General features: G+C 40.4%; 16 protein-coding genes and 1 pseudogene. 10 read left to right on the forward strand and 7 right to left on the reverse strand.

The genetic code is table 11. The features are described 5' to 3' along the window. The first annotated feature begins 230 nt into the window (after nucleotides 1–230). The gene (locus PWQ49_RS07985) at nucleotides 231–764 is read left to right on the forward strand and encodes a carbonate dehydratase (RefSeq protein WP_300609735.1); all 534 of its coding nucleotides are present in this window, start codon (nucleotides 231–233) and stop codon (nucleotides 762–764) included. Between the two features lie 78 nt (nucleotides 765–842). On the opposite strand, the gene PWQ49_RS07990 is transcribed toward PWQ49_RS07985, so the two are convergent. The 3 genes from PWQ49_RS07990 to PWQ49_RS08000 all read right to left on the reverse strand — a co-directional run bounded on the left by PWQ49_RS07990 (nucleotide 843) and on the right by PWQ49_RS08000 (nucleotide 5,157). Next, entirely contained in the window at nucleotides 843–1,565 is a 723-nt protein-coding gene (locus tag PWQ49_RS07990; protein WP_300609737.1) for a metallophosphoesterase family protein, read from the reverse strand. Nucleotides 1,566–1,588: 23 nt separating this feature from the next. Beyond that, nucleotides 1,589–2,623: a permease gene (locus PWQ49_RS07995; protein WP_300609739.1), complete on the reverse strand. Its 1,035-nt coding sequence runs from the start codon at nucleotides 2,621–2,623 to the stop codon at nucleotides 1,589–1,591. Nucleotides 2,624–2,751: 128 nt separating this feature from the next. Beyond that, a complete protein-coding gene (locus PWQ49_RS08000; protein ID WP_300609741.1) occupies nucleotides 2,752–5,157 on the reverse strand; it encodes a U32 family peptidase in 2,406 nt (801 codons plus the stop codon). A gap of 599 nt (nucleotides 5,158–5,756) precedes the next feature. Between PWQ49_RS08000 and pncB the strand changes: the two genes are divergently transcribed. The 3 genes from pncB (at nucleotide 5,757) to PWQ49_RS08015 (ending at nucleotide 9,434) form a co-directional block, all read left to right on the forward strand. Beyond that, a complete protein-coding gene (gene pncB, locus PWQ49_RS08005) occupies nucleotides 5,757–6,953 on the forward strand; it encodes a nicotinate phosphoribosyltransferase (protein WP_300609743.1) in 1,197 nt (398 codons plus the stop codon). Nucleotides 6,954–7,485: 532 nt separating this feature from the next. Continuing rightward, nucleotides 7,486–8,232 (forward strand): ABC transporter ATP-binding protein, encoded by a 747-nt coding sequence (locus tag PWQ49_RS08010; RefSeq protein ID WP_300609745.1) that lies wholly within the window; start codon nucleotides 7,486–7,488, stop codon nucleotides 8,230–8,232. Next, nucleotides 8,211–9,434, forward strand: coding sequence for a SufD family Fe-S cluster assembly protein (locus PWQ49_RS08015; protein WP_300609747.1), 1,224 nt, complete (start codon nucleotides 8,211–8,213; stop codon nucleotides 9,432–9,434). The genes PWQ49_RS08010 and PWQ49_RS08015 overlap by 22 nt, the downstream gene beginning before the upstream one ends. A gap of 143 nt (nucleotides 9,435–9,577) precedes the next feature. Here PWQ49_RS08015 and nadA read toward each other — a convergent pair whose 3' ends face one another. After that, nucleotides 9,578–10,480 (reverse strand): quinolinate synthase NadA, encoded by a 903-nt coding sequence (nadA, locus tag PWQ49_RS08020; RefSeq protein WP_300609765.1) that lies wholly within the window; start codon nucleotides 10,478–10,480, stop codon nucleotides 9,578–9,580. A 122-nt stretch (nucleotides 10,481–10,602) separates the two neighbouring features. Between nadA and PWQ49_RS08025 the strand changes: the two genes are divergently transcribed. The 3 genes from PWQ49_RS08025 to PWQ49_RS08035 are packed head-to-tail and all read left to right on the forward strand — an operon-like array spanning nucleotide 10,603 to nucleotide 13,801. Further along, nucleotides 10,603–10,806, forward strand: coding sequence for a copper ion binding protein (locus PWQ49_RS08025; RefSeq protein WP_300609749.1), 204 nt, complete (start codon nucleotides 10,603–10,605; stop codon nucleotides 10,804–10,806). Between the two features lie 15 nt (nucleotides 10,807–10,821). After that, entirely contained in the window at nucleotides 10,822–13,575 is a 2,754-nt protein-coding gene (locus PWQ49_RS08030) for a heavy metal translocating P-type ATPase (RefSeq protein WP_300609751.1), read from the forward strand. Between the two features lie 4 nt (nucleotides 13,576–13,579). Beyond that, nucleotides 13,580–13,801 (forward strand): hypothetical protein, encoded by a 222-nt coding sequence (locus tag PWQ49_RS08035; RefSeq protein ID WP_300609753.1) that lies wholly within the window; start codon nucleotides 13,580–13,582, stop codon nucleotides 13,799–13,801. A 71-nt stretch (nucleotides 13,802–13,872) separates the two neighbouring features. On the opposite strand, the pseudogene PWQ49_RS08040 reads toward PWQ49_RS08035, so the two are convergent. Continuing rightward, a pseudogene (locus PWQ49_RS08040) lies at nucleotides 13,873–14,112 on the reverse strand (ISNCY family transposase); the annotation flags it as partial. A 230-nt stretch (nucleotides 14,113–14,342) separates the two neighbouring features. Between PWQ49_RS08040 and PWQ49_RS08045 the strand changes: the two are divergent. The 3 genes from PWQ49_RS08045 to PWQ49_RS08055 are packed head-to-tail and all read left to right on the forward strand — an operon-like array spanning nucleotide 14,343 to nucleotide 16,497. Continuing rightward, nucleotides 14,343–14,801: a (Fe-S)-binding protein gene (locus tag PWQ49_RS08045; RefSeq protein WP_300609755.1), complete on the forward strand. Its 459-nt coding sequence runs from the start codon at nucleotides 14,343–14,345 to the stop codon at nucleotides 14,799–14,801. 32 nt (nucleotides 14,802–14,833) lie between these two features. Further along, complete coding sequence (locus tag PWQ49_RS08050) at nucleotides 14,834–16,078, forward strand: formylmethanofuran dehydrogenase subunit B (RefSeq protein ID WP_300609757.1); 1,245 nt, start codon at nucleotides 14,834–14,836, stop codon at nucleotides 16,076–16,078. Next, entirely contained in the window at nucleotides 16,078–16,497 is a 420-nt protein-coding gene (locus PWQ49_RS08055; protein ID WP_300609759.1) for a molybdopterin dinucleotide binding domain-containing protein, read from the forward strand. The genes PWQ49_RS08050 and PWQ49_RS08055 overlap by 1 nt, the downstream gene beginning before the upstream one ends. Nucleotides 16,498–16,802: 305 nt before the next feature. Here the strand turns inward: PWQ49_RS08055 and PWQ49_RS08060 are convergent, their stop codons facing one another. Next, complete coding sequence (locus PWQ49_RS08060; RefSeq protein ID WP_300609761.1) at nucleotides 16,803–17,651, reverse strand: methanogenesis marker 8 protein; 849 nt, start codon at nucleotides 17,649–17,651, stop codon at nucleotides 16,803–16,805. Between the two features lie 12 nt (nucleotides 17,652–17,663). Beyond that, nucleotides 17,664–18,965 carry a phenylacetate--CoA ligase gene (locus PWQ49_RS08065; RefSeq protein WP_300609763.1) on the reverse strand — a complete coding sequence of 434 codons (1,302 nt, stop codon included), beginning with the start codon at nucleotides 18,963–18,965 and terminating at the stop codon, nucleotides 17,664–17,666. Nucleotides 18,966–19,670: the final 705 nt, after the last annotated feature.

A 19,670-nucleotide genomic window follows, 5' to 3' on the forward strand; every position in this document is an offset into this window, starting at 1 on the left:
AACCTTTTTCAATACAATTACTGGTAGGAGAAGATTTACATGGTTGAATATGTGATTTAGAAGATTAGCAAGCAGATATAAAGATATAGTTTTCAAGGAATTGCTGGATATTGCGTTTCCTGTTATGCTGGAAAAAAGTATAACAAGAAGTTATGAAACAGCCTCATCATTAAAATGCAACAATCGAAATAACCCTCTGATCATTAACTAATAGACAATACGGTGAAAATATGCAAAACCCTGCCGGACACCAGCCTGAAATAAGCGAAACTGCTTGGATTTCGGATAAAGCAACCATTATTGGTAACGTGTATATAGGAAATAACGTTTTTGTTGGTCCTAATGCTGTAATACGTGCAGATGAAACAGATACAATTATCAAAATCGAAGATAATTGCAATGTACAAGACAATGTTATAATACATGGAACAACAGGTTCAAAAGTTGTTATCGGAAAAGAAACATCGCTTGCCCACGGATGCATTGTCCACGGACCATGCACGATTGGAAAAGGATGTTTTATCGGTTTTGGTGCAGTTGTGTTTGACTGTACACTTGGGGATGATGTTGTAGTATTACACAATGCTACAGTCCATGGGGTCACAATTAAACCCAGCAAGAGTGTTCCAATTGGAAGCGTAATTGTCAATGCGAATGATGCGGCAAATTTGCCAGATCTCAGCTGTGATCTTGCTGAATTCAAGCAAAACGTTATTGAAGCAAACCTCGAACTTGTGAAAGGATACAGGAACACTAAACGCTGAGAAATTTTTGAAATATAATCTTTTTGCAGTTTGCACATCCCGTGCCAAGTATTTCGATCTTCATATTTTCTCCTCCGGTTAAGGATTATCGCCGATTCTTTTCGCATGGTCTGTTTTTCCGGTTTCCATTACCGAGATCAATTCTTCAGCATAAGGCATCTTTTCTGACACCTGCACCACAACAGAGTCAATATCATAATCGGTTTTTATGAATTCAGTTTCCAATGTAGCGGTATCCAGAAGGACACAACTTGCCCGGGGATCACCATCCCTTGGCTGTCCCACAGATCCGACATTAACAATACGGAGATCATTTACCTGTCTTTCAAACGGCATATGTGTATGACCCACCAAAAGTAAATCCGCATCAATTTCCCCGATCATTTTCCTTAATTCATTTTCCGATGTTTCCTGGCGAATGTAATCATAAAAAGAACGAGGGCTTCCGTGGGTGAAATATACCTTACCGCCACCAAACTCCATTTCTATTTCAGATGGCAGTGATTTTAGGTAATCTATGTGGCTTTTGTCCAGATGCGCCCTGGTATAATCCCTTGTAGCAATGGAGAGATATTTGAGTTCATCACTGCAGCCGCATTCCAGCCCCGTTGCCACTGCATTGTCATGGTTACCTTTGAGAACCTTGATGTTGCGTGCTTTTAAGAATTCAATTACCTCAACTGGAGATGGACCATAGTCAACAAGGTCCCCAAGGCATAGTACCTCATCATGAGGAATCTGGATGACGGAGGAAAGGGCCTCCATATTGCCATGTATGTCGGATATCACAAGTATTTTCATACTTACATCTTTTGTTATACAATTCACAATAGGGCAAATACAAAACCTGCAACAGATGCAATCAGAACAACTAGGCATATATAGGTGAGTCCTTTTCGGATACCCATTATGCGACTGATTACAATCATGTTTGGAAGGCTAAGAGCTGGACCAGCCAGAAGCATTGCAAGAGCAGGACCTCTTCCCATACCCAGTTCAGTCAATGCACTAATAATAGGAACTTCCGTAAGAGTTGAAAAATACATCAGCGCACCAGCAACAGATGCTATAAGATTGGAAGAAAATGTATCACTCCCTACAACTGCAACGACATATTCCGCCGGAAGGAGTTCAACAATAATTCCTGCAGCAAAGACACCTACAAGGAGAAGTGGTGTGATTTGCTTTACAAGGAACCATGTCTCAGACATCCAGCTTTCGAGTTCCTCCTTTGAAAACCATTTGAAAGACATGTATACCGTAACAAATACCAGAGGAATTTCAACTGCTGCCAATACCAGCCATCCGGCAAGGAATTCTGGAAGCACAAGAATCGCAAGCAACAAGATGAAAAGATATACACTATGAGTATGCCTTTCTTCCCCGAAGACCTGTATTCCTTTCTTTTGTGGTTGCTTTCTTTCATAAATTGCAGCCATTGTGATTCCTATAATTACGGAAAAAGAAATTGCTATTACAGCCCTCGCAATACCCAGATCATAACCCAATATTTTTGCTGTGTAGACTATTGCCAGAATGTTAATAGCCGGAGCTGAAAAAAGAAATGTAGTTGCCGGACCAATTCCAGCACCTCTTCTGTAAATACCTGCAAAAAGCGGAAGCACTGTGCAACTGCAAACCGCAAGCATACAACCCGAAACTGCAGCTACCGGATAGGAAATATACTTTGGAGTCTCGCTGCCAAAGAACTTAAGGACAGATTCCTTTGAAAAAAGAGATGCTATAGCACCTGCAAGGAAAAAAGCAGGCACAAGACAGAGAAGTACATGAAGCGCAAGGTATTCCCGAAGCGCCCAAAAACCTACATTTATGAGTTCAAACAAATATTGATTTAGCATTTAGATGCCCTCCTGCATTACAAATATATTTGAAATACTTGTATATAAGGATTAGTATTTCAATTATACTTGAACTTTTGTGCCAGACGCTTTAAATCGTGTCCTATAAAATGCTGTGTCTATCCTGATTAAGTACTACCGGACAACCTGTCCAGAGCTTCTCTGTAGGTAGTCACGAGATTTGCCACCTTTTTTTGACCGTCATTTCCAAGTTCAAGACGGATGACGGATATCCCTGCCTCCTGCAAGTCACGCAATTTTCCAGACATGTTGATTACACGGGAATCATACAACAGGGTTCGTGTACCCCATCTTCTTATAGGATACCTATCACCTTTTTTATCAACAAGGTATGCAGACATACCGTTGCGAAAAAATCCCTGCTTCACAAGGGGACCCAACAGATCATGTTCGGTGACAAACATGAGTTGTCTTCCATAAGCTACAAGTTCAAGCTGCATTTTATCATGGTTGACACCACTTGAAAGTTTCCGGATCTCTTCAACCGACAACTCCGGAGAAACGCAAACCCTGATAGCACCTTTTTCTGACAAGATTTCTGCTGAAAGCGAGTTAAAAGTATTAAGGGATTTTGCAGCTACAAATGGTAATCCCAACTCCTCCGCGAGCTTCAGGGAACCAAGGTCAGAACATTCGACAGTTAATCCGTACTTCTTTGATTCTAAAACCAATGGAATGATGGTTCTTTGTTCTGAATCATGAATAATCAAAGGGAGAGATAATACAATCTCTGGTTTTTCATTCTTTGAATCCAAAAGTTTTCCTCCCTCAAATTGTCGAATTTCGGGAAGAAGGTATATTGGAACATAAATTATGTCGGCTCCGTTTTCAATCGCAGCCTTAAAACTGTCGACATTTCCCACTTCCACAGCTAACAGTATGGAATTACTAACTTTATGAAAATCAAATTTTTTAGTATCAAAAAAAGGATACTTAGCATCCCTCTGGAACACCGAAAGTTTTTTTTCAAGAAATTTATCAAAAGCATCCCTGCGTGCCTGTGTAAGTACACCCAAAGGGATGAAAATATTTTCATCTGCGTTTATCTTGATACTGGAAGCTGTATATGGTGTATCCCCAAGCCTTTCCATTATGGAAGAGATTTGCTTTTCCCCTGTAGGAGCCTTCCTTGATGGCTGGACAATATAATCAGCAATGTGCTCGATATGTGAAATCCCATCAGAAACTGTGACTGACAATTCTTTGTCAAGATGTGCATCTACAACTATATCCACCGGAATTTTGGGAAGCTGAACTGCATGAAGTTGCTTGAGTAATGAGGAATCAGTGGTAATATAGACTTTATCGCCTTTCTGCACGGCTTTCCCGGTTCTGGGACTTATCAGGAGAGATACAGTTTTTCCGCGTTTTGCCGATGGGACTTCCTTGGCACCTATCAGGATTGCTCCAATTGAAGATCCAAGCATACGATGTTTTGTCAGTATACTTATTCCGTCACCCATTTCCAGATCATGTTCAAGGGTTATCTTCAGAGATGCAGAGGTGTCTGTGAAGACCAAGTTTTGCACAACGCCGAGAAACACTCCATGGCTTGAGCTATATGCCGGATGTGTTACCTCCCGATCCTCTAGGACAAAACCCTTTGTAAATCCACGATAAAAGAGACTACCAAGCTCTTCTTCCTTCTGTTTAACCCACTTTTCGTCGAGAGGTTTACCACTGCAGACCTTCTCCACAGCTTCCTTGTACGCTCTGGAGGCGGCGGTTACATAACCCGACTTTTTCATCCTGCCCTCTATTTTAAGGCTACAAACACCTGTTTTGACAATGTCACCAATTTTCCCGAGAGTACACAATTCGGCACAACTTATGGGATAATTTCCCCCGATTTCAGCATTGCATTTCTTGCCATCTACAACAAGATCAAATTTCCAGCGACAAGGCTGGGCACAAGCACCACGATTTGCACTCCTTCCTGTTGTTAAACTGCTGAAGAGACATTGCCCGGAATAGGAATAACAAAGTGCACCATGGACAAATATCTCAATGCCTATTTTGGAATTATGAACAATGGATGCCAATTCAGACGTGCTAAGTTCCCGTGCAACAATTGCTCGATTGACCCCTAGCTCTTCAAGGAATTTTACACCCGCTGTATTGTGAACAGTTGTCTGGGTACTTGCATGAATTGGAAGATCTGGATAAAGATTATGGATATAAGATATGAGCCCTAGATCACGCATTATTACAGCATCAATGCCCATCGAATATGCGTCATCAAGAAGATCCAATACTTGCTGAATCTCATTTTGCTTAATCGGAATATTCAATGCAAGGTAAATAGATAAACCATATGAGTGAGCCATCTCTATTGCATCTTCAAGCTGTTTTTCAGTAAAATTAGAAGCGCCCTGCCGGGCATTGAAATCTCCGACTCCAAGATAAACAGCATCTGCTCCTCCCTTAATTGCACCAACCAAAGCAGCCATATCGCCTGCAGGTGCAAGGATTTCAGGCCTGTTTTTACATAAATAATTAGAATTGTTTTTCATGAAGTACATCCGTTGTTTTCTTGATGAGACGTTATATGCAACCCTGCAAGTTATATGAATCCTTCGAGGGAGAGAAAAATTTACACTATATAATACACAACGTTAGTTTATTGTACAGGAAAAGAAGGAAAAGCATAGTAATTTCAGCAAAATGATGATGTTGTAGTTGAAGATTTAGTCGAAAATAAGGTACATAAACACCTATTGATCTAACAAATAAGGTACACAGCTCAACATAAAGTACACATCCTCATAAGAACTAAAAAAAACATAACCTGCTACATAGCAGCAAATATTTTCAGCAGTCCCATTTTTAGGGAAATTTTCTCATTGGACGAAATAACATGAAAAGATTGCAATAATCAATGCTGATAAGTAAAACACATTTAATCGAAGTTGTAGACAAAGAGATTACACCAAACACAAAAGTTTCTTCCGACTTTTAAGAATAAAGTCGCAAAATAGTAGCATATTTTATTTCCTTTATTCCATATCATCATCCAAAACCCCTAATATTCTACTTCCACTCAAATTAAATAATATAAACTCTAACTAAAGGCGCTGAGATCTGATAATCCAAAATAACTGAAGGTAAACCCGTGATTCATTCCATACTTGACAACGATCTTTACAAATTCACAATGCAAATGGCCGTGCTTGAGCTTTTCCCTACGGTAACAGCTGAGTATCGATTCATTAACCGTGGAAACCAAAGATTTACAGATGAGTTTGTAAATGAACTTAAAAGCATAATTCAAAATGAAATCACAAAACTCAAGTTAACAGAAGAAGAACACAACTGGCTTTCCGGAAACTGTCCCTATTTTACCGCAACCTACCTTGAATACCTGCGAAATTTCCGCTTCAAGCCTGACGAAGTTTCTATATCACTGGATGAGACTGGGGATCTGGACATACAGATTAAGGGACCTTGGCATAGCACCATTCTCTGGGAAATTGTACTGATGTCCACAATTTCGGAACTCTATTTTGATATGATTGAGACTGAATGGAAAGCAAACAAATCTTTATCTGCGATTATACATGATTACCGTAATTTGATCAAAAATGCAGGAGAAAAGCTCAAAACCTCCGAATGTGTCCTGAGTGAATTCGGAACGCGGCGCAGAAGAAGCTATGAACTACAGGATAATGTAATCGATGTCCTCAAAGACTTTTCCATATGTGCTGGTACAAGTAATGTTCATCTTGCACATAAATATAACCTCAAACCCATCGGAACAATCGGACATGAATGGATAATGGGTAATTCTGCACTTGTAGGATTGAGAAACGCCAATCGCTTTGCTTTTGAAAATTGGGTTCAAGTCTACAATGGTAAACTGGGAATAGCACTTGCTGATACATTTGGTTCAGATGCATTTTTCAATAATTTTGATGGAAAACTTGCCCGTATTTATGACGGTGTAAGACACGACAGCGGAAAGCCACTTGAGTTTGTGGACAAAGCAATTGAACACTATAAAAAACTTGGTATTGACCCGACCCAGAAAGTTATTGTATTCAGTGATGCTCTTGATATCGATAAAGCCATCCAGATAAAAGAATACTGTGGAAACAGGATTAAATGCAGCTTTGGTATTGGAACATACCTGACAAATAATCCGGTATTTTTCAGGGAATCCCCGCCATTAAATATCGTGATTAAGTTACACAAAGTTAATGGTATACCGGTTGTTAAATTAAGTGACTCCGATGAAAAAGCCACAGGTGACAGGGATGCCCTGCGTGTTGCAAATTATATTTTCGGAATAAAAGGGCTGGATGAAGAATGATGAATTAAAACTGGTCTGCCCAAAACTATTCTATACTTATTGTAGAAATATCTTTAATGGGTGTTCAACGATTGCATTCTGAATTGCTTTTCTATTCCCATGAGTTTTTATTGTTATGCTTGCTCATGTTTAACGCCATATCGTTCAATTGCTTCTTGTTCCATAACTTCGTTTAAGAAGAAAGTTATGACAGGTTTAGTGAAACATTGCAATCGTCAAAATCATCATATATTGTAGCCACATTATCCATTAGTAGTGTTCCTTTTTTTATTAGCGCATTAACAAAGGAATAGGATTATAATAGAAAGATGATATCACTTGCTTTAATCAGAGACTGCAGATATAATTTATTGGTAAGTGGAAACGAAAGAAGATTCTAATAAAAAATAAAATATCAGATTTTTTATATTTCCAAAAATACAATAAATGAAAGGATTTAAGTACATACTTAACTTTGTCAACAATGGTATCCGGAAAGCTTTATCCGGATAATAATCAATTTAATTTTATCATTGAACATCCGGAGGATTACATGCTAGAAGTGAAAGACCTGAGTGTTGAGGTAGGAGGCAAAATACTCCTCAAAGATATCAACCTCAAAGTTGAAAAGGGTTACACAAATATTCTTTTTGGTCCAAATGGTGCGGGCAAATCAGCATTTCTCAGAACCTTAATGGGATTTAGTGGCTACAATATAGTGAAGGGTCAGATAATATTCAACGGTGAGGATATCACACACCTTTCCATTGATGAAAGAGCCAAACGTGGGATCGGAATTATGACCCAACGACCTCCGGATATAACCGGAGTCAAACTCTGGGATCTGGTAAAAGTCATTGCAAAAGAAAAAATAAACATTGAAGAAATTGCAGAATCGCTTGATATGCTCAGATTTATGGAAAGAGATGTTAACGTTGGCTTTTCAGGCGGGGAAATCAAACGCTCCGAACTTCTCCAGTTGGCTGCACAAAACCCCTCTCTTTTCCTGCTTGACGAACCTGAATCAGGTGTAGATCTAATGAGTATCGAAATTATTGGTAAAACTATTAATGATCTTATTCATGGGGAATGCAAATGCGCCGGTGAGAGGTGTGAACATAAAAAATCCGCTTTAATCATCACTCATACCGGTCAGATATTGGATTATATTGAAGCTGACCGCGCTTATGTTCTCTGCAACGGAACTGTAATGTGTTCAGGCAACCCAAGGGAATTGCTTCATGATATCAAGGAAATGGGATATGGAGAGTGTATCAAATGCAAGCCGAAGAAAATTTGAGAAAAAGAGCTGAAGCGGCTCTCCACAAGGAAGCTGCATATGGGAAAAATATTGAACTTACTGAATATGACATTGCTCCGATGGATCTGGCTTATATTGAAGACTTAAAGGATCTTGACGAAGAAGCACAGAGAGCTTTACTTAATGCAGGAATTGTGCCCAGTGGAGCAGGACGTATCGGCAGTCTTGTGATGATCGATAACACTATTACCCATAATTCAGTTACGGATGAGAATATTGAACTTATGCCTCTTCATTTTGCACAGAAAAAATATGAGTGGCTTAAGGATTACATGTGGAATCTGGTACAGGTAGATGCAGACAAGTACACTGCCTTAAGTTATCTGGAAAATGCAAACGGTTACTTCATTCGGGCTCCCAAAGGAATCCATACAAAAATGCCCGTACAGACATGCCTGATGTTGGGATCACATAATGTATCCCAGACAGTTCACAACATCGTAATTGTTGAAGAAAACGCCTGTCTTGATGTGATTACCGGCTGCACGACAGGTACAGGTGTGGAAAAAGCCCTACATCTTGGTATTTCTGAGATGTATGTCAAGAAAAACGGAACTTTGAATTTCACGATGATACACAATTGGTCAGATCAAATTGGTGTCCGGCCCCGAACGGTCATTTATCTTGAGGAAGGGGCGACCCTTATAAACAATTATATAACGCTCAAATCTGTCAAATCGATCCAGAGCTACCCAACTGCACGTCTTGCAGGCAAAGGAGCGTTTGCACGCTTTAACACAATCGCAGTTGCTCATCCTGGATCTGAGCTTGATCTGGGGAGTCGTGTGATTTTTGATGCACCTGAAACGAAAGCTGAACTCATCTCAAGGACAATAACCACGGGTGGTAAGATTACTGCAAGAGGAGAGATGATTGGCAATGCACCCCGTTCTAACGGACACCTTGAATGTCACGGTCTGGTTCTAAATAATGAAGGTACACAGCGTGCAGTTCCAATCCTCGAAGCAAATGTCGATGATATTGAGTTATCCCATGAAGCAGCCGTTGGTCGCATTGCCCGTGAGCAGGTTGAATATCTCATGTCACGAGGTCTTAGCGAAGAAGAAGCTGTGGGAATGATTGTACGCGGTTTTCTTGATGTAGGAATCGGTGGCATCCCTGAAGAACTTCAAGTGGATATTGATGATACAATTGCTATGATTGGGAAAAATGCAATGTGATGTCCATAAGACATCACATTTTGACTTCGAACGCTTTCTTTTTTAATTTTTAATGAACTTGCAAAATGTTGCCGGACGTAAAATAAATCTATTACTATTTGCATAACCTTTTGAGAGCTATAAAACTGATGGTTTTTGAGATATCATACAACTGCCAGCATCCTATCCAAAGCTAGTTTTGCTTTCTCCCTGAGATCTTCGTGCACCATAACCACGTGCTTCATTTGTTTCATTGATTCAAGAAGAATGGTAGGTGTAATCATTTTCATGTTGACACAGACCGCAAAAGGAGAAGCAAAGTAGAATTGCTTGCCCGGATTATTTGCCTTGAGCCCGCAAAGCATTCCGTTTTCAGTCCCTATAATAAATTCGTTTGACGGCGATTTTTTTACATATTTCAGCATTCCTGATGTACTGAGAGCAGCATCTGCAAGATCTATGACTTCTGCACGGCATTCCGGGTGAACCAAAACTTCAGCATTAGGATGCTCATATTTTGCAAGAAGTATATCTTCTGCCGCTATTTGGTGATGAACCGGACAATAGCCATCCCATGTTATTACTTTTTTATCCGTGAATCTGGAAACATATTTCCCGAGATTCATGTCAGGCACAAAAAGAATTTCATCAGCATCAAGCGAGTTTACGACTTTCACTGCGTTTGAAGATGTACAACATATATCACTTTCCGCCTTGACAGCAGCCGATGAATTGACATAACAAACAACAGCCGCGTCTGGATGCTTGGCTTTCGCCTCCCTTAAAGATTGGGCATCAGCCATTTCTGACATTGCACAATGAGCTTCTTTGACAGGTAGAAGTACGGTTTTTTCAGGTGAAAGAATGGCAGCGCTTTCTGCCATGAAGTCTACACCACAAAAGACGATTACATCTGCATCCTGTTCAACAGCCTGTTGGCTTAATCCCAGTGAATCTCCTACAAAATCGGCCATTTCCTGAATCTCGCATCGCTGGTAATTATGTGCAAGTATAATGGCATTTAACTCTTCTTTGAGTTCCTTAATCTGTTCAGCTATCAGTTCCATGTTCTCACAAACTATATGTGCCAGTAGAATATTATAGTTATTGCCGTTAACAGTGTTAACAGTTACCATTGTATATCTATATATATTAAAATAATGGGAAGATATTACATATGGGGATTACTATGGAAAAAATTGAGATAAAAGTTAAAGGTATGTCCTGCGGACATTGTAAAATGGCTGTTGAGAAAGCCCTAATGGCAGTAGAAGGTGTGGAATCTGCATCCGTTGATCTTGAGAAAGGAAAGGCAGACATAACATATGATCCTTCAAAGGCTTCTGTAGAATCCATGAAAAAGGCAGTTGTTGATGCTGGATATCAAGCATAAAAGCTGTGAATTGGAATGGAATTTCTCAATCTTCATATTTCAGGGATGAGCTGTAATCATTGCAGCAAACGCATCCACAAAGCCCTTAGTTCCATAGATGGTGTCACGCATGTCGATGTGAGTCTGGAAAGAAACTCAGCGGAAGTAGAGTTTGACCCATCTTTGGTCTCAATTGAAATGCTTGAAGATGCTGTCCAAACTGCCGGTTATTCTGTTGAAAAAGAGAAAATGCTCGAAAATACAAGCACATCTAAACCAGAAAAAAAGCTTCCCACAAATGATGAAAAAAATACCCATGAAGCTAAAAAAGATATCTCTTTTGATATATCCGGAATGACTTGTGCGGCCTGTACCAAAAGGATAGAGACAGGTCTTCTTAAAATGGAAGGCGTGGAGGAAGCGTCAGTCAACTTAGCATCAGAGAAAGCCTCAGTGATTTTTGATGAGAGCAAGACTACTCTTCAAGAAATGCGACAAGCTGTAGAGGATTTGGGATATGGTGTCCGCCATGATAATATTACGTTTAATGTTGAAGGGATGACATGCAGCTCATGTGCAAACAATATCGAAAGAGCACTTCTCAAACAAAAAGGCGTATTTGATGCAAATGTCAATTTTTCAATTGGAAAAGCTGAAGCTACATATGACGGGTCAATAGTAAAACCCTCTGAACTTATCCGTGCAATTGAAAATATAGGCTACAAAGCAACTATTGCATCTGAGGTAATCCAAGATTCTGAGAAAGAGTTGCGTGAGTCTGAAATTCGGAACCAGCGCCTTAACCTGATTGTCGCTTTTGCTCTCACATTGGCATTAATGCTTGGATCAATGCAATACATGCTCCAAATAGATGTAATTGTACCTGATATCCTTGCAAATGACATCGTACAGTTTGCCCTTGCAACCCTGACACTTGCATTTCCAGGGAGGCAGTTTTTCACAGGAGCTTTTAAGGGACTGCGCCATGGATCTGCTGACATGAACCTGCTGGTGGCTGTAGGCACTGGGGCAGCATACATTGCAAGTACTGCTGCTACGCTATTTGATCTCGGCGCCGGTTACGAGCAGAAATATTTTGATTCGGCTGCAATGCTGATTACATTCATTCTTTTTGGTCGTTACCTTGAAGCAAAGAGCAGGGGAAAAACCTCGGATGCCATCCGTAAACTCATGGATCTTCAAGCAAAAACCGCACGTATAATCGTTGATGGAGAAGCAAAAGAAGTCCCGGTTGAAGATGTAAAGGAAGGTGACATAGTGGAAATCCGCCCGGGTGAAAAAATTCCGGTGGACGGTGTTATAACCGAAGGGAGTTCTGCTATTGACGAATCCATGATTACGGGAGAAAGCATACCCGTTGAAAAATCAATTGGTGATGTGGTCATAGGCGCTACACTCAATAAAACCGGTTCTTTCCGGTTTCGTGCTACCAAAGTGGGTGCAGAGACTGTTCTTTCACAAATCATAAAACTTGTTGAAAGAGCGCAAACAAGCAAGGCACCAATTCAGCGGCTGGCTGATGTGGTTGCAGGCCATTTCATACTGATTGTAATGTCATTTGCCCTTCTGTCATTTTTCTTCTGGTATTTTATAGGATATTGGATATTTGACGTGATCACATTTACAGGCGTTAGCAGTCCATTTCTCTTTGCACTGCTTACGACAATCACGGTTCTTGTAATATCCTGTCCATGCGCCCTTGGACTTGCAACCCCTGTAGCCATAATCGTGGGCACCGGTATGGGAGCTGAACGGGGTATACTAATCAAGAGCGGAGAAAGTCTTGAAAACGCATCAAAGGTTGATACTATTGTTTTTGACAAGACAGGAACATTAACCACAGGGAAACCACACCTTACGAATGTCATGACATTTTCAGGAATGAACGAAAAACAGATTCTGGAAATAGCAGCTTCAGTTGAAAATCTCTCCGAACACCCGCTGGCGGAAGCTATCGTTAATGCGGCACATGAGAAAAGTGTGGACATACAAAAGGTAAAGGACTTCGAAACATATTCCGGAAAAGGAGTTAGAGGGATATGGAAAAATAAGGAAGTAATCATAGGGACACGGCGTTTCATGGAAGAAAAATCAATTGAAGTAACTAAAGTGGAGTCATCAATTGAAGCCCTTGAAAATGAGGGCAAGACAGTAATGATACTCGCCATGGAAAACGAGATCAAGGGAATCCTTGCAGTTGCAGATACGCTTAAGAAAGAAGTCACATCTGCTGTACATTCATTGAAGGATATGAATATTGAAGTCGTAATGATTACCGGCGATAACAGCAAAACCGCCAATGCAATTGCAAAAAAGGCGGGAATTGACAGAGTTCTTGCGGAAGTTTTGCCTGCTGATAAAGCTGCTGAAATAAAACGCTTGCAGGAAAGGGGGAAGAAAGTTGCCATGGTAGGAGATGGCATAAATGATGCTCCTGCCCTTGCACAGGCGGATGTGGGAATTGCAATGGGTGCTGGAGTTGATGTAGCGGTTGAATCCGCAAATATAGTGTTAATCAAAAATGATGTGAACGATATTGTAAATACCCTTTTGTTAAGCAAACTTACCATGAGAAAAATAAAACAGAATCTTTTCTGGGCTTTTGGATATAACACAATAGGCATCCCGATTGCTGCCGGCGTTCTCTTCCCATTTGTCGAAAGAGTCCTGATAAGCCCTGCAATTGCTGCGGCTTTTATGGCAATGAGTTCCGTTTCAGTGATAACCAATTCCCTCTTAATGAAAAGAAATAAATCAATGAGGCGATGAAGCAATGGTAGAACAGAAAAGCAAAAACCGTGCACCCATGCTGAGTTTTCTTTCAGCAATACTCCTTAGCTTAGTCTTTGCCGTATTTACATTGATTTACAGAAATGATATTAGAACATATTCTGATGTTGATATTGCAGCAGGAACTCTTTTTGTCCTGATCCTAAGCCTTATGATATTCCTGCTTCTGTGGCCCATGATTCTTGAGAGAAAAATTTCCGGATAATTAATATTTTATAGAAAAAATATCAAATTAGCTCATAAATCCTTTCCCATTCTAATTTGATGCTATTTTCCTTACATATAATCTGCAAACGAGTTAATTTTTTTACTCCAGTTTGCAAATATGTGGTTACAAGCAACTGATACAATACGAAATTCATGATCGAATACACTTTTTTTACTTTTGTTGTTTATTCCCCTGATATGGAATTTAACTATCTACTTTATGTTCTGGTGAATTCTTTCACATTGCCCTCTATTTGAATAGACTTCATCGAATCCATCGTCTTCGATATTTTTGTTTCTTAAGTGCATCTTTGTTCAGATAGTTAGCAATTAAATCTCTGGTACAGATTACGTCCGGTACATTGTAATAATATTTCATGAAATAATGCATTTTATGATATACAAGCATAATACAAGAGCGTAGCTTATGTATTATGCTCAATAGTAGTGAAAAAGAGTGACACTTTTAAATCAAAAAGCTAATTAATGGTCTCTAAGTAATTGATCAAAAATCCCTAAAAGGATTTTTTGGAGGATTTATGGCCAGTGCAATGGAAATCTACCAGTATCTTCCACGCACAAATTGCAAGGAATGCGGAAAATCAAGCTGCATGGCATTTGCAGCCGCATTGCTTGCACGGGAAGTGACTGTGGATGATTGCCCCCCTTTGAAAGAAGAAAAAAACAAGGAAAATTATGATATTCTTGTAAAATTGCTGCCACCTGCGGAATCTGCTTCCGAAACCGGTATGATAGTCCATACGGAATTGTGCACAGGTTGTGGAAATTGCGTGGTAGCATGCCCTGTAAATGTTGCAGAGGACCCCTATGGTGCAGGTTCGGGAAAAGCACCCACCAGCGACAAAATTATACTCAGGGTTGAAGACGGAGTTGTGAAGCTTTCCAATGTGGAGTCATGCAGGCGTTTTGGTCCCCAAAGCAGGCTGTGCAGTGGCTGTATTGCCACCTGTCCCACAAAAGCTATTGAATTTGTATGAAAATCCCACAAGATAATGCTTGGAGGCAAGACGTGGAAATCAAAGATTTTGTGTGCACCGGATGTGCACTTTTATGCGATGACATAGGTATAAAAACCGAAGGGAACACCATAGAAAAGACTTACAATACCTGCCGAAAAGGTGCTGCAAGAATCCGGGGTGATGAGGAAAGAATGACCTGTACCATTAAGGGCAGGGAAGAAAATATTGATAAAGCCATCACTGAAGCAGCCCGAATTTTGTCAGAAGCAAATAAGCCTATGATATACGGACTCGGTAACTCTTCCCTTGAAGCACAGAAAAAAGCTATCGAACTGGCATCCAAACTCAGTGCATATCTTGATGACACTTCATCTTTTTGCCAGGGACCGGTTGTTGAAGCCATACTTGAAGGCAAGGTTCCCACCTGCACACTTGATGAAGTGCGTCACCTGGCAGACATGATCCTATTCTGGGGATCTGATCCTGCCAGCTCCCATCCCAGACACCTTTCAAGGTTTTCTTATTTCCCACGTGGAGAGAAAAGACAGCGGGGCTGGGAGGAAAATCGAACTGCAATAGTGATTGATGTCAGAAAATCCGATACGTCAGAAATATGCAATAAGAATTTCTACCGCATACCGCCCGGTAGCGATGGAGAATTGATAGATGCTCTTACCGCTGCCCTTAACGGTAAAATCCCGAAAGTATCTTTTGGAATGAGTTCAAAAGAAATTCTTGAGCTTGCGAACCTCCTGAAAAAGGCAGAATTCGGGACTATTTTTGCAGGATTGGGATTGGTTTATTCATTACCAGAAATTGAACCCATGATTAAACTTATTGAAGCATTAAACAAATCATCAAATTTTCATCTCATGCCCATGGTTGGCCAGTATAACATGAGAGGTTTTAACCACCTGCTTTTTGAGAAAACAGGATACATAAACAGGGTAAAGTTTGACGGGAATAAAGTTGATCATGGTCCGCATTGCTCTGTTATGGAAGTACTGAACTCCGGAGAAACGGATGCTATGCTGATCATTGGATCAGATCCCCTTGGCTGCTTCCCAAAAAGTATTGCGGAAAAGCTGAAAAATATTCCTACAATAGTTATTGATCCCGCCAGAACCTTTACTTCCATGATAGCGGATGTAAGCATACCTTCCGCGTACACTGGAACCGAAGCAGCAGGAAATGCTGTCCGCATGGATGGTGAAAAAGTGGAAATAACACCTTTCATCGATTCCAAAAAGCTGTCAGATGAAGAAATACTCAAGCGTATCTTGGAGGCTATCTAATGGGATTCGGCCAGTTTATTTCAAAGCCCGAATTGGATATTCTTATTGTCACACACAGGGATATTTTCCAGAATTCAGCTTATGAACATTCACGGTTCTCCGCTGAATACGCAGATCAATCCGCAATTATTATCCTCACAGCTTCAGATATGAAGAAAATCGGAATTAAGGACAATGATCGTGTGCTCCTGAAAAACAAATGGGGAAAAGTTATTGTCAGGGCAGTTGAATCAAAAGAAGAGGAAGAACATGCTGGAATTGCCTACATGCTTAATAGCCCCTGGTCCAACGTGCTAGTATCACCTGAAACAAACGGCACAGGAGTTCCTAGTTTCAAGAGGATCAAGGCGACGATTTCTTCTACCGAGGAAAAGGATGTGGAAGTGCTTCCTGTATCAAAATGGGAAAATCAGGACTGATTATACAGGAAAGAATTAATAGAGAAAAATGGACTAGGATGCATTGTTTTGCAGCCTATTTCCTTATTACATCTTAAGAGCTAGCAGTGAAACTCCAAGTTCATCCCCAAGAGCTTTCACTTCTTTAATGTCATCGTCGTCCAGTTTATGCGTATGTGTTGTCATCGTTGGGATATGCAATGGGGTGCTATGTCCAAAATTTCCATTGATATTTCTGAATTATCCTGTTGGATAATACCTTATGCATTTGTATCTATTTTTAAAATATTTCACGTCAGAGAAGAAAACACTTCCTGTATCTGATTTCAAACGAGCTCCCTTGGCTGCTTATGTTCCGGTAATGTCGGCAGTGACATTGTATTTATGAGTACAGGAGATGTAACTTCTTTTGCTCTCTCAAGTAACAGCTCTTTTCCTTTTTGGGTCAGGGCAAACAACGGTACGGCTGTTCCTACCTGTGCAAGAGGCTGTACCAATTCCCTCACCCACTTTGAACCGCAGCTGGTTATAATATCGAGATAACCTATGAGTTCACTGACATCTTCCTTACTAAGTCCGGTTACATGTGCACCAATGACAAAAAGATCAAGCCCGTGTTCTTTTTCGGTTTCACGCAACTTTGCCGCAACAACAGGATCAATAGTTGAAACTGCAATTTTTCTGAAGCCCATTTCACTCGCTTTCAGGACACCTGCAACTGGGTCTATTTTTGCAGTATCTGGATCGAGTACAACACCTTTACGCTCAGTAATCCCTTCAATAATTTCGGGAATTGGGTCGGTTTCCACAAGGCCGGAAATCCGTGCACCCATCCCCTGAACAAGTGACGGGTTCGCAGTAATTACAGTGCCAGCACCATCACATACTGTTACCGTGGCATCCAGCATTCCCCTGCCAAGACCTGTCATCATCACTTCTGAGGCACCAAATCCCACAAAAACATCCATATCAAGTTTTCTTTGTGGAGTAAATAAACCAAAACTCTTAATCCTATACTTCATATTCCGCTTAACAGCTGCAGAAGTAATTTCCTGAATATCATGCACTTTGGCAAAAATTGGGCACCATTTTATCTCTGGCTCCCCCACTTCGACGACTTTACCATCTTTTACAACCACTCTGGTTTTCCCGAGCATTTCCATAATATGAGACATTAAATCTCCTCATTAGATTGCTTCACGACGATCAATAACCCTCTGGGCCTTCCCTGTTGTTCGGGGAATTGTACCTTTCTCCACCAGCTCGACATTGGTACGAATGTTCAAAACACTCTTGAGTTCGTATTCCACATGCTTTCTGACAGCAGCAAGATCTTTTAATTCACCAGTAAAGGCATTTTCAGAAAGTTCAACACGAACAGTAATTTCATCAAGTTTGTGGTGATTACGAGCAAGGATAATCTGGAATTGATCTGTTATTCCGTCTATCCCCACAAGTACGTTTTCAATCTGTGATGGGAAAACATTAATTCCGCGAACAATGAGCATATCATCTGCCCTTCCGAGAATGCGTGAGATACGGGTACTAGTCCTGCCGCATCCGCATTCTGGTTCAAGAAGACGGGTAATATCCCCTGTGCGATAGCGGATTACAGGGAATGCTTCCTTTGTAAGAGAAGTCAAAACAAGTTCGCCTTTTTCTCCTTCTGCAACTGGTTCTCCTTCAGGATCAAGCACTTCGATGAGGAAGTGATCATCCCATATATGAAGACCATCCTGTTCCTCACACTCAAAAGCAACACCCGGGCCGATTAATTCGGAAAGACCATAGGAATCATAGGCTTTTATGCCAAATGCATCCTCAAGTTCTTTTCGAGTGCTGGAAGACCAAGGTTCGCCACCAAATATACCGATGCGCAGTGAAAGCTTGTCGCTAATACCAAGATCTTCAGCCGTTTCTGCCAGATACAAACCGTAGGATGGCGTACAGTTAAGTACCGTCACATCAAAATCCTGCATCATTTCAAGCTGGCGGGCAGTGTTTCCGGTAGCTGCTGGAACAGCCATTGCACCAAGTCTTTCAATTCCATAGTGAAAACCCATTCCACCTGTAAATAAGCCGTAATTCAGAGAATTCTGGAATATGTCGTCTGGACCCACTCCGACCATTGCAAGGTCACGTGCCATTATGTCTGCCCACATGTCAATGTCTCTGGCAGTGTAACCCACAACTGTTGGTTTTCCACTTGTTCCGGATGATGCATGAATTCTTACTACATCCTTCTTTGGAACAGCAAAAAGCCCAAATGGATAATTTGCACGAAGATCAGGTTTTCGAGTAAAGGGTAGTTTTGAAGCATCTTCCAGAGACTTCAAATCGTCAGGTTTGATTCCAGCATCAGAAAATCTCTGCCGATAAAAAGGAACGTTATTGTAGACAGAAGCAGCCGTTTTCTTAAGTCTTTTAAGCTGTAATTTCTTTAAGCTATCACGATCCATTGTTTCATATTCAGGCTGCCAGTAACTCATAAGAAGATCACCTTTTTCCCTTTGATATACCTCTTACATTTATAATCCTTTACCCTGCAAGCGGGAAAAGTGTGTGCATATGCAATACACAAGTAGCAGTATTTTATGTACATAAATTGTTATTTTTAACGAAATGTTTCAATAACTTTGTATTATACTTTTTCCAGCAGAACAGGAAATGCAATATCCAGTAATCCATTGAAAACTATACATTAATGTCCCAGTTCTGCTTTTGATGTATTTTTGGAAAGAAACTCTTAAAGCTTATTTGTTTCTCATATTAGTTAAATAAAAAAAAGTGAGAAATGCAGCAATTGTACCTGCGGGTATTCCTAAGAACAGTGAGAAGAAAATAATTTTTGAAAACATTTCGGTCACAATAACTCCCACAATCAGGAATACGGCGACAGAAGCAAGGATATTTCGTAGCAGGGTAATGGATCGATTCATAATATTACTCTTTTTTCCTATTTGACCATTAAATTAGCTTTTCGACTTAAAAGTGTAACTCTTTTTCAGAGCTAATCGAATCTCAAAAAATGGCTCTGTAGAAATCCTTTTCTCTAAATTTGCCTAAGCCACTATAATTTTAATAATAAGAAGTCACCTGTGTACGTTTGCACCACAAACACAAGGGGATGATTGTGTTTTGTCTAACAAGTACTTAAAATTTATCGATATAGCTATGCAAGTGACGGGAAACTC

This window comes from Methanohalophilus sp. (genome assembly GCF_030156785.1).
In the GTDB taxonomy this organism is placed as follows: domain Archaea; phylum Halobacteriota; class Methanosarcinia; order Methanosarcinales; family Methanosarcinaceae; genus Methanohalophilus.

What these genes read in the sequence shown, in the direction of transcription:
- PWQ49_RS08060 (WP_300609761.1), bottom strand. Translation starts at nt 17,651, where the DNA reads ATGTCTCATATTATGGAAATGCTCGGGAAAACCAGAGTGGTTGTAAAA.
- PWQ49_RS08065 (WP_300609763.1), bottom strand. Translation starts at nt 18,965, where the DNA reads ATGAGTTACTGGCAGCCTGAATATGAAACAATGGATCGTGATAGCTTA.
- PWQ49_RS08030 (WP_300609751.1), top strand. Translation starts at nt 10,822, where the DNA reads ATGGAATTTCTCAATCTTCATATTTCAGGGATGAGCTGTAATCATTGC.
- PWQ49_RS07995 (WP_300609739.1), bottom strand. Translation starts at nt 2,623, where the DNA reads ATGCTAAATCAATATTTGTTTGAACTCATAAATGTAGGTTTTTGGGCG.
- PWQ49_RS08015 (WP_300609747.1), top strand. Translation starts at nt 8,211, where the DNA reads ATGCAAGCCGAAGAAAATTTGAGAAAAAGAGCTGAAGCGGCTCTCCAC.
- PWQ49_RS08045 (WP_300609755.1), top strand. Translation starts at nt 14,343, where the DNA reads ATGGCCAGTGCAATGGAAATCTACCAGTATCTTCCACGCACAAATTGC.
- PWQ49_RS08025 (WP_300609749.1), top strand. Translation starts at nt 10,603, where the DNA reads ATGGAAAAAATTGAGATAAAAGTTAAAGGTATGTCCTGCGGACATTGT.
- PWQ49_RS07990 (WP_300609737.1), bottom strand. Translation starts at nt 1,565, where the DNA reads ATGAAAATACTTGTGATATCCGACATACATGGCAATATGGAGGCCCTT.
- nadA (WP_300609765.1), bottom strand. Translation starts at nt 10,480, where the DNA reads ATGGAACTGATAGCTGAACAGATTAAGGAACTCAAAGAAGAGTTAAAT.
- PWQ49_RS08035 (WP_300609753.1), top strand. Translation starts at nt 13,580, where the DNA reads ATGGTAGAACAGAAAAGCAAAAACCGTGCACCCATGCTGAGTTTTCTT.
- PWQ49_RS07985 (WP_300609735.1), top strand. Translation starts at nt 231, where the DNA reads ATGCAAAACCCTGCCGGACACCAGCCTGAAATAAGCGAAACTGCTTGG.
- PWQ49_RS08055 (WP_300609759.1), top strand. Translation starts at nt 16,078, where the DNA reads ATGGGATTCGGCCAGTTTATTTCAAAGCCCGAATTGGATATTCTTATT.
- PWQ49_RS08010 (WP_300609745.1), top strand. Translation starts at nt 7,486, where the DNA reads ATGCTAGAAGTGAAAGACCTGAGTGTTGAGGTAGGAGGCAAAATACTC.
- PWQ49_RS08000 (WP_300609741.1), bottom strand. Translation starts at nt 5,157, where the DNA reads ATGAAAAACAATTCTAATTATTTATGTAAAAACAGGCCTGAAATCCTT.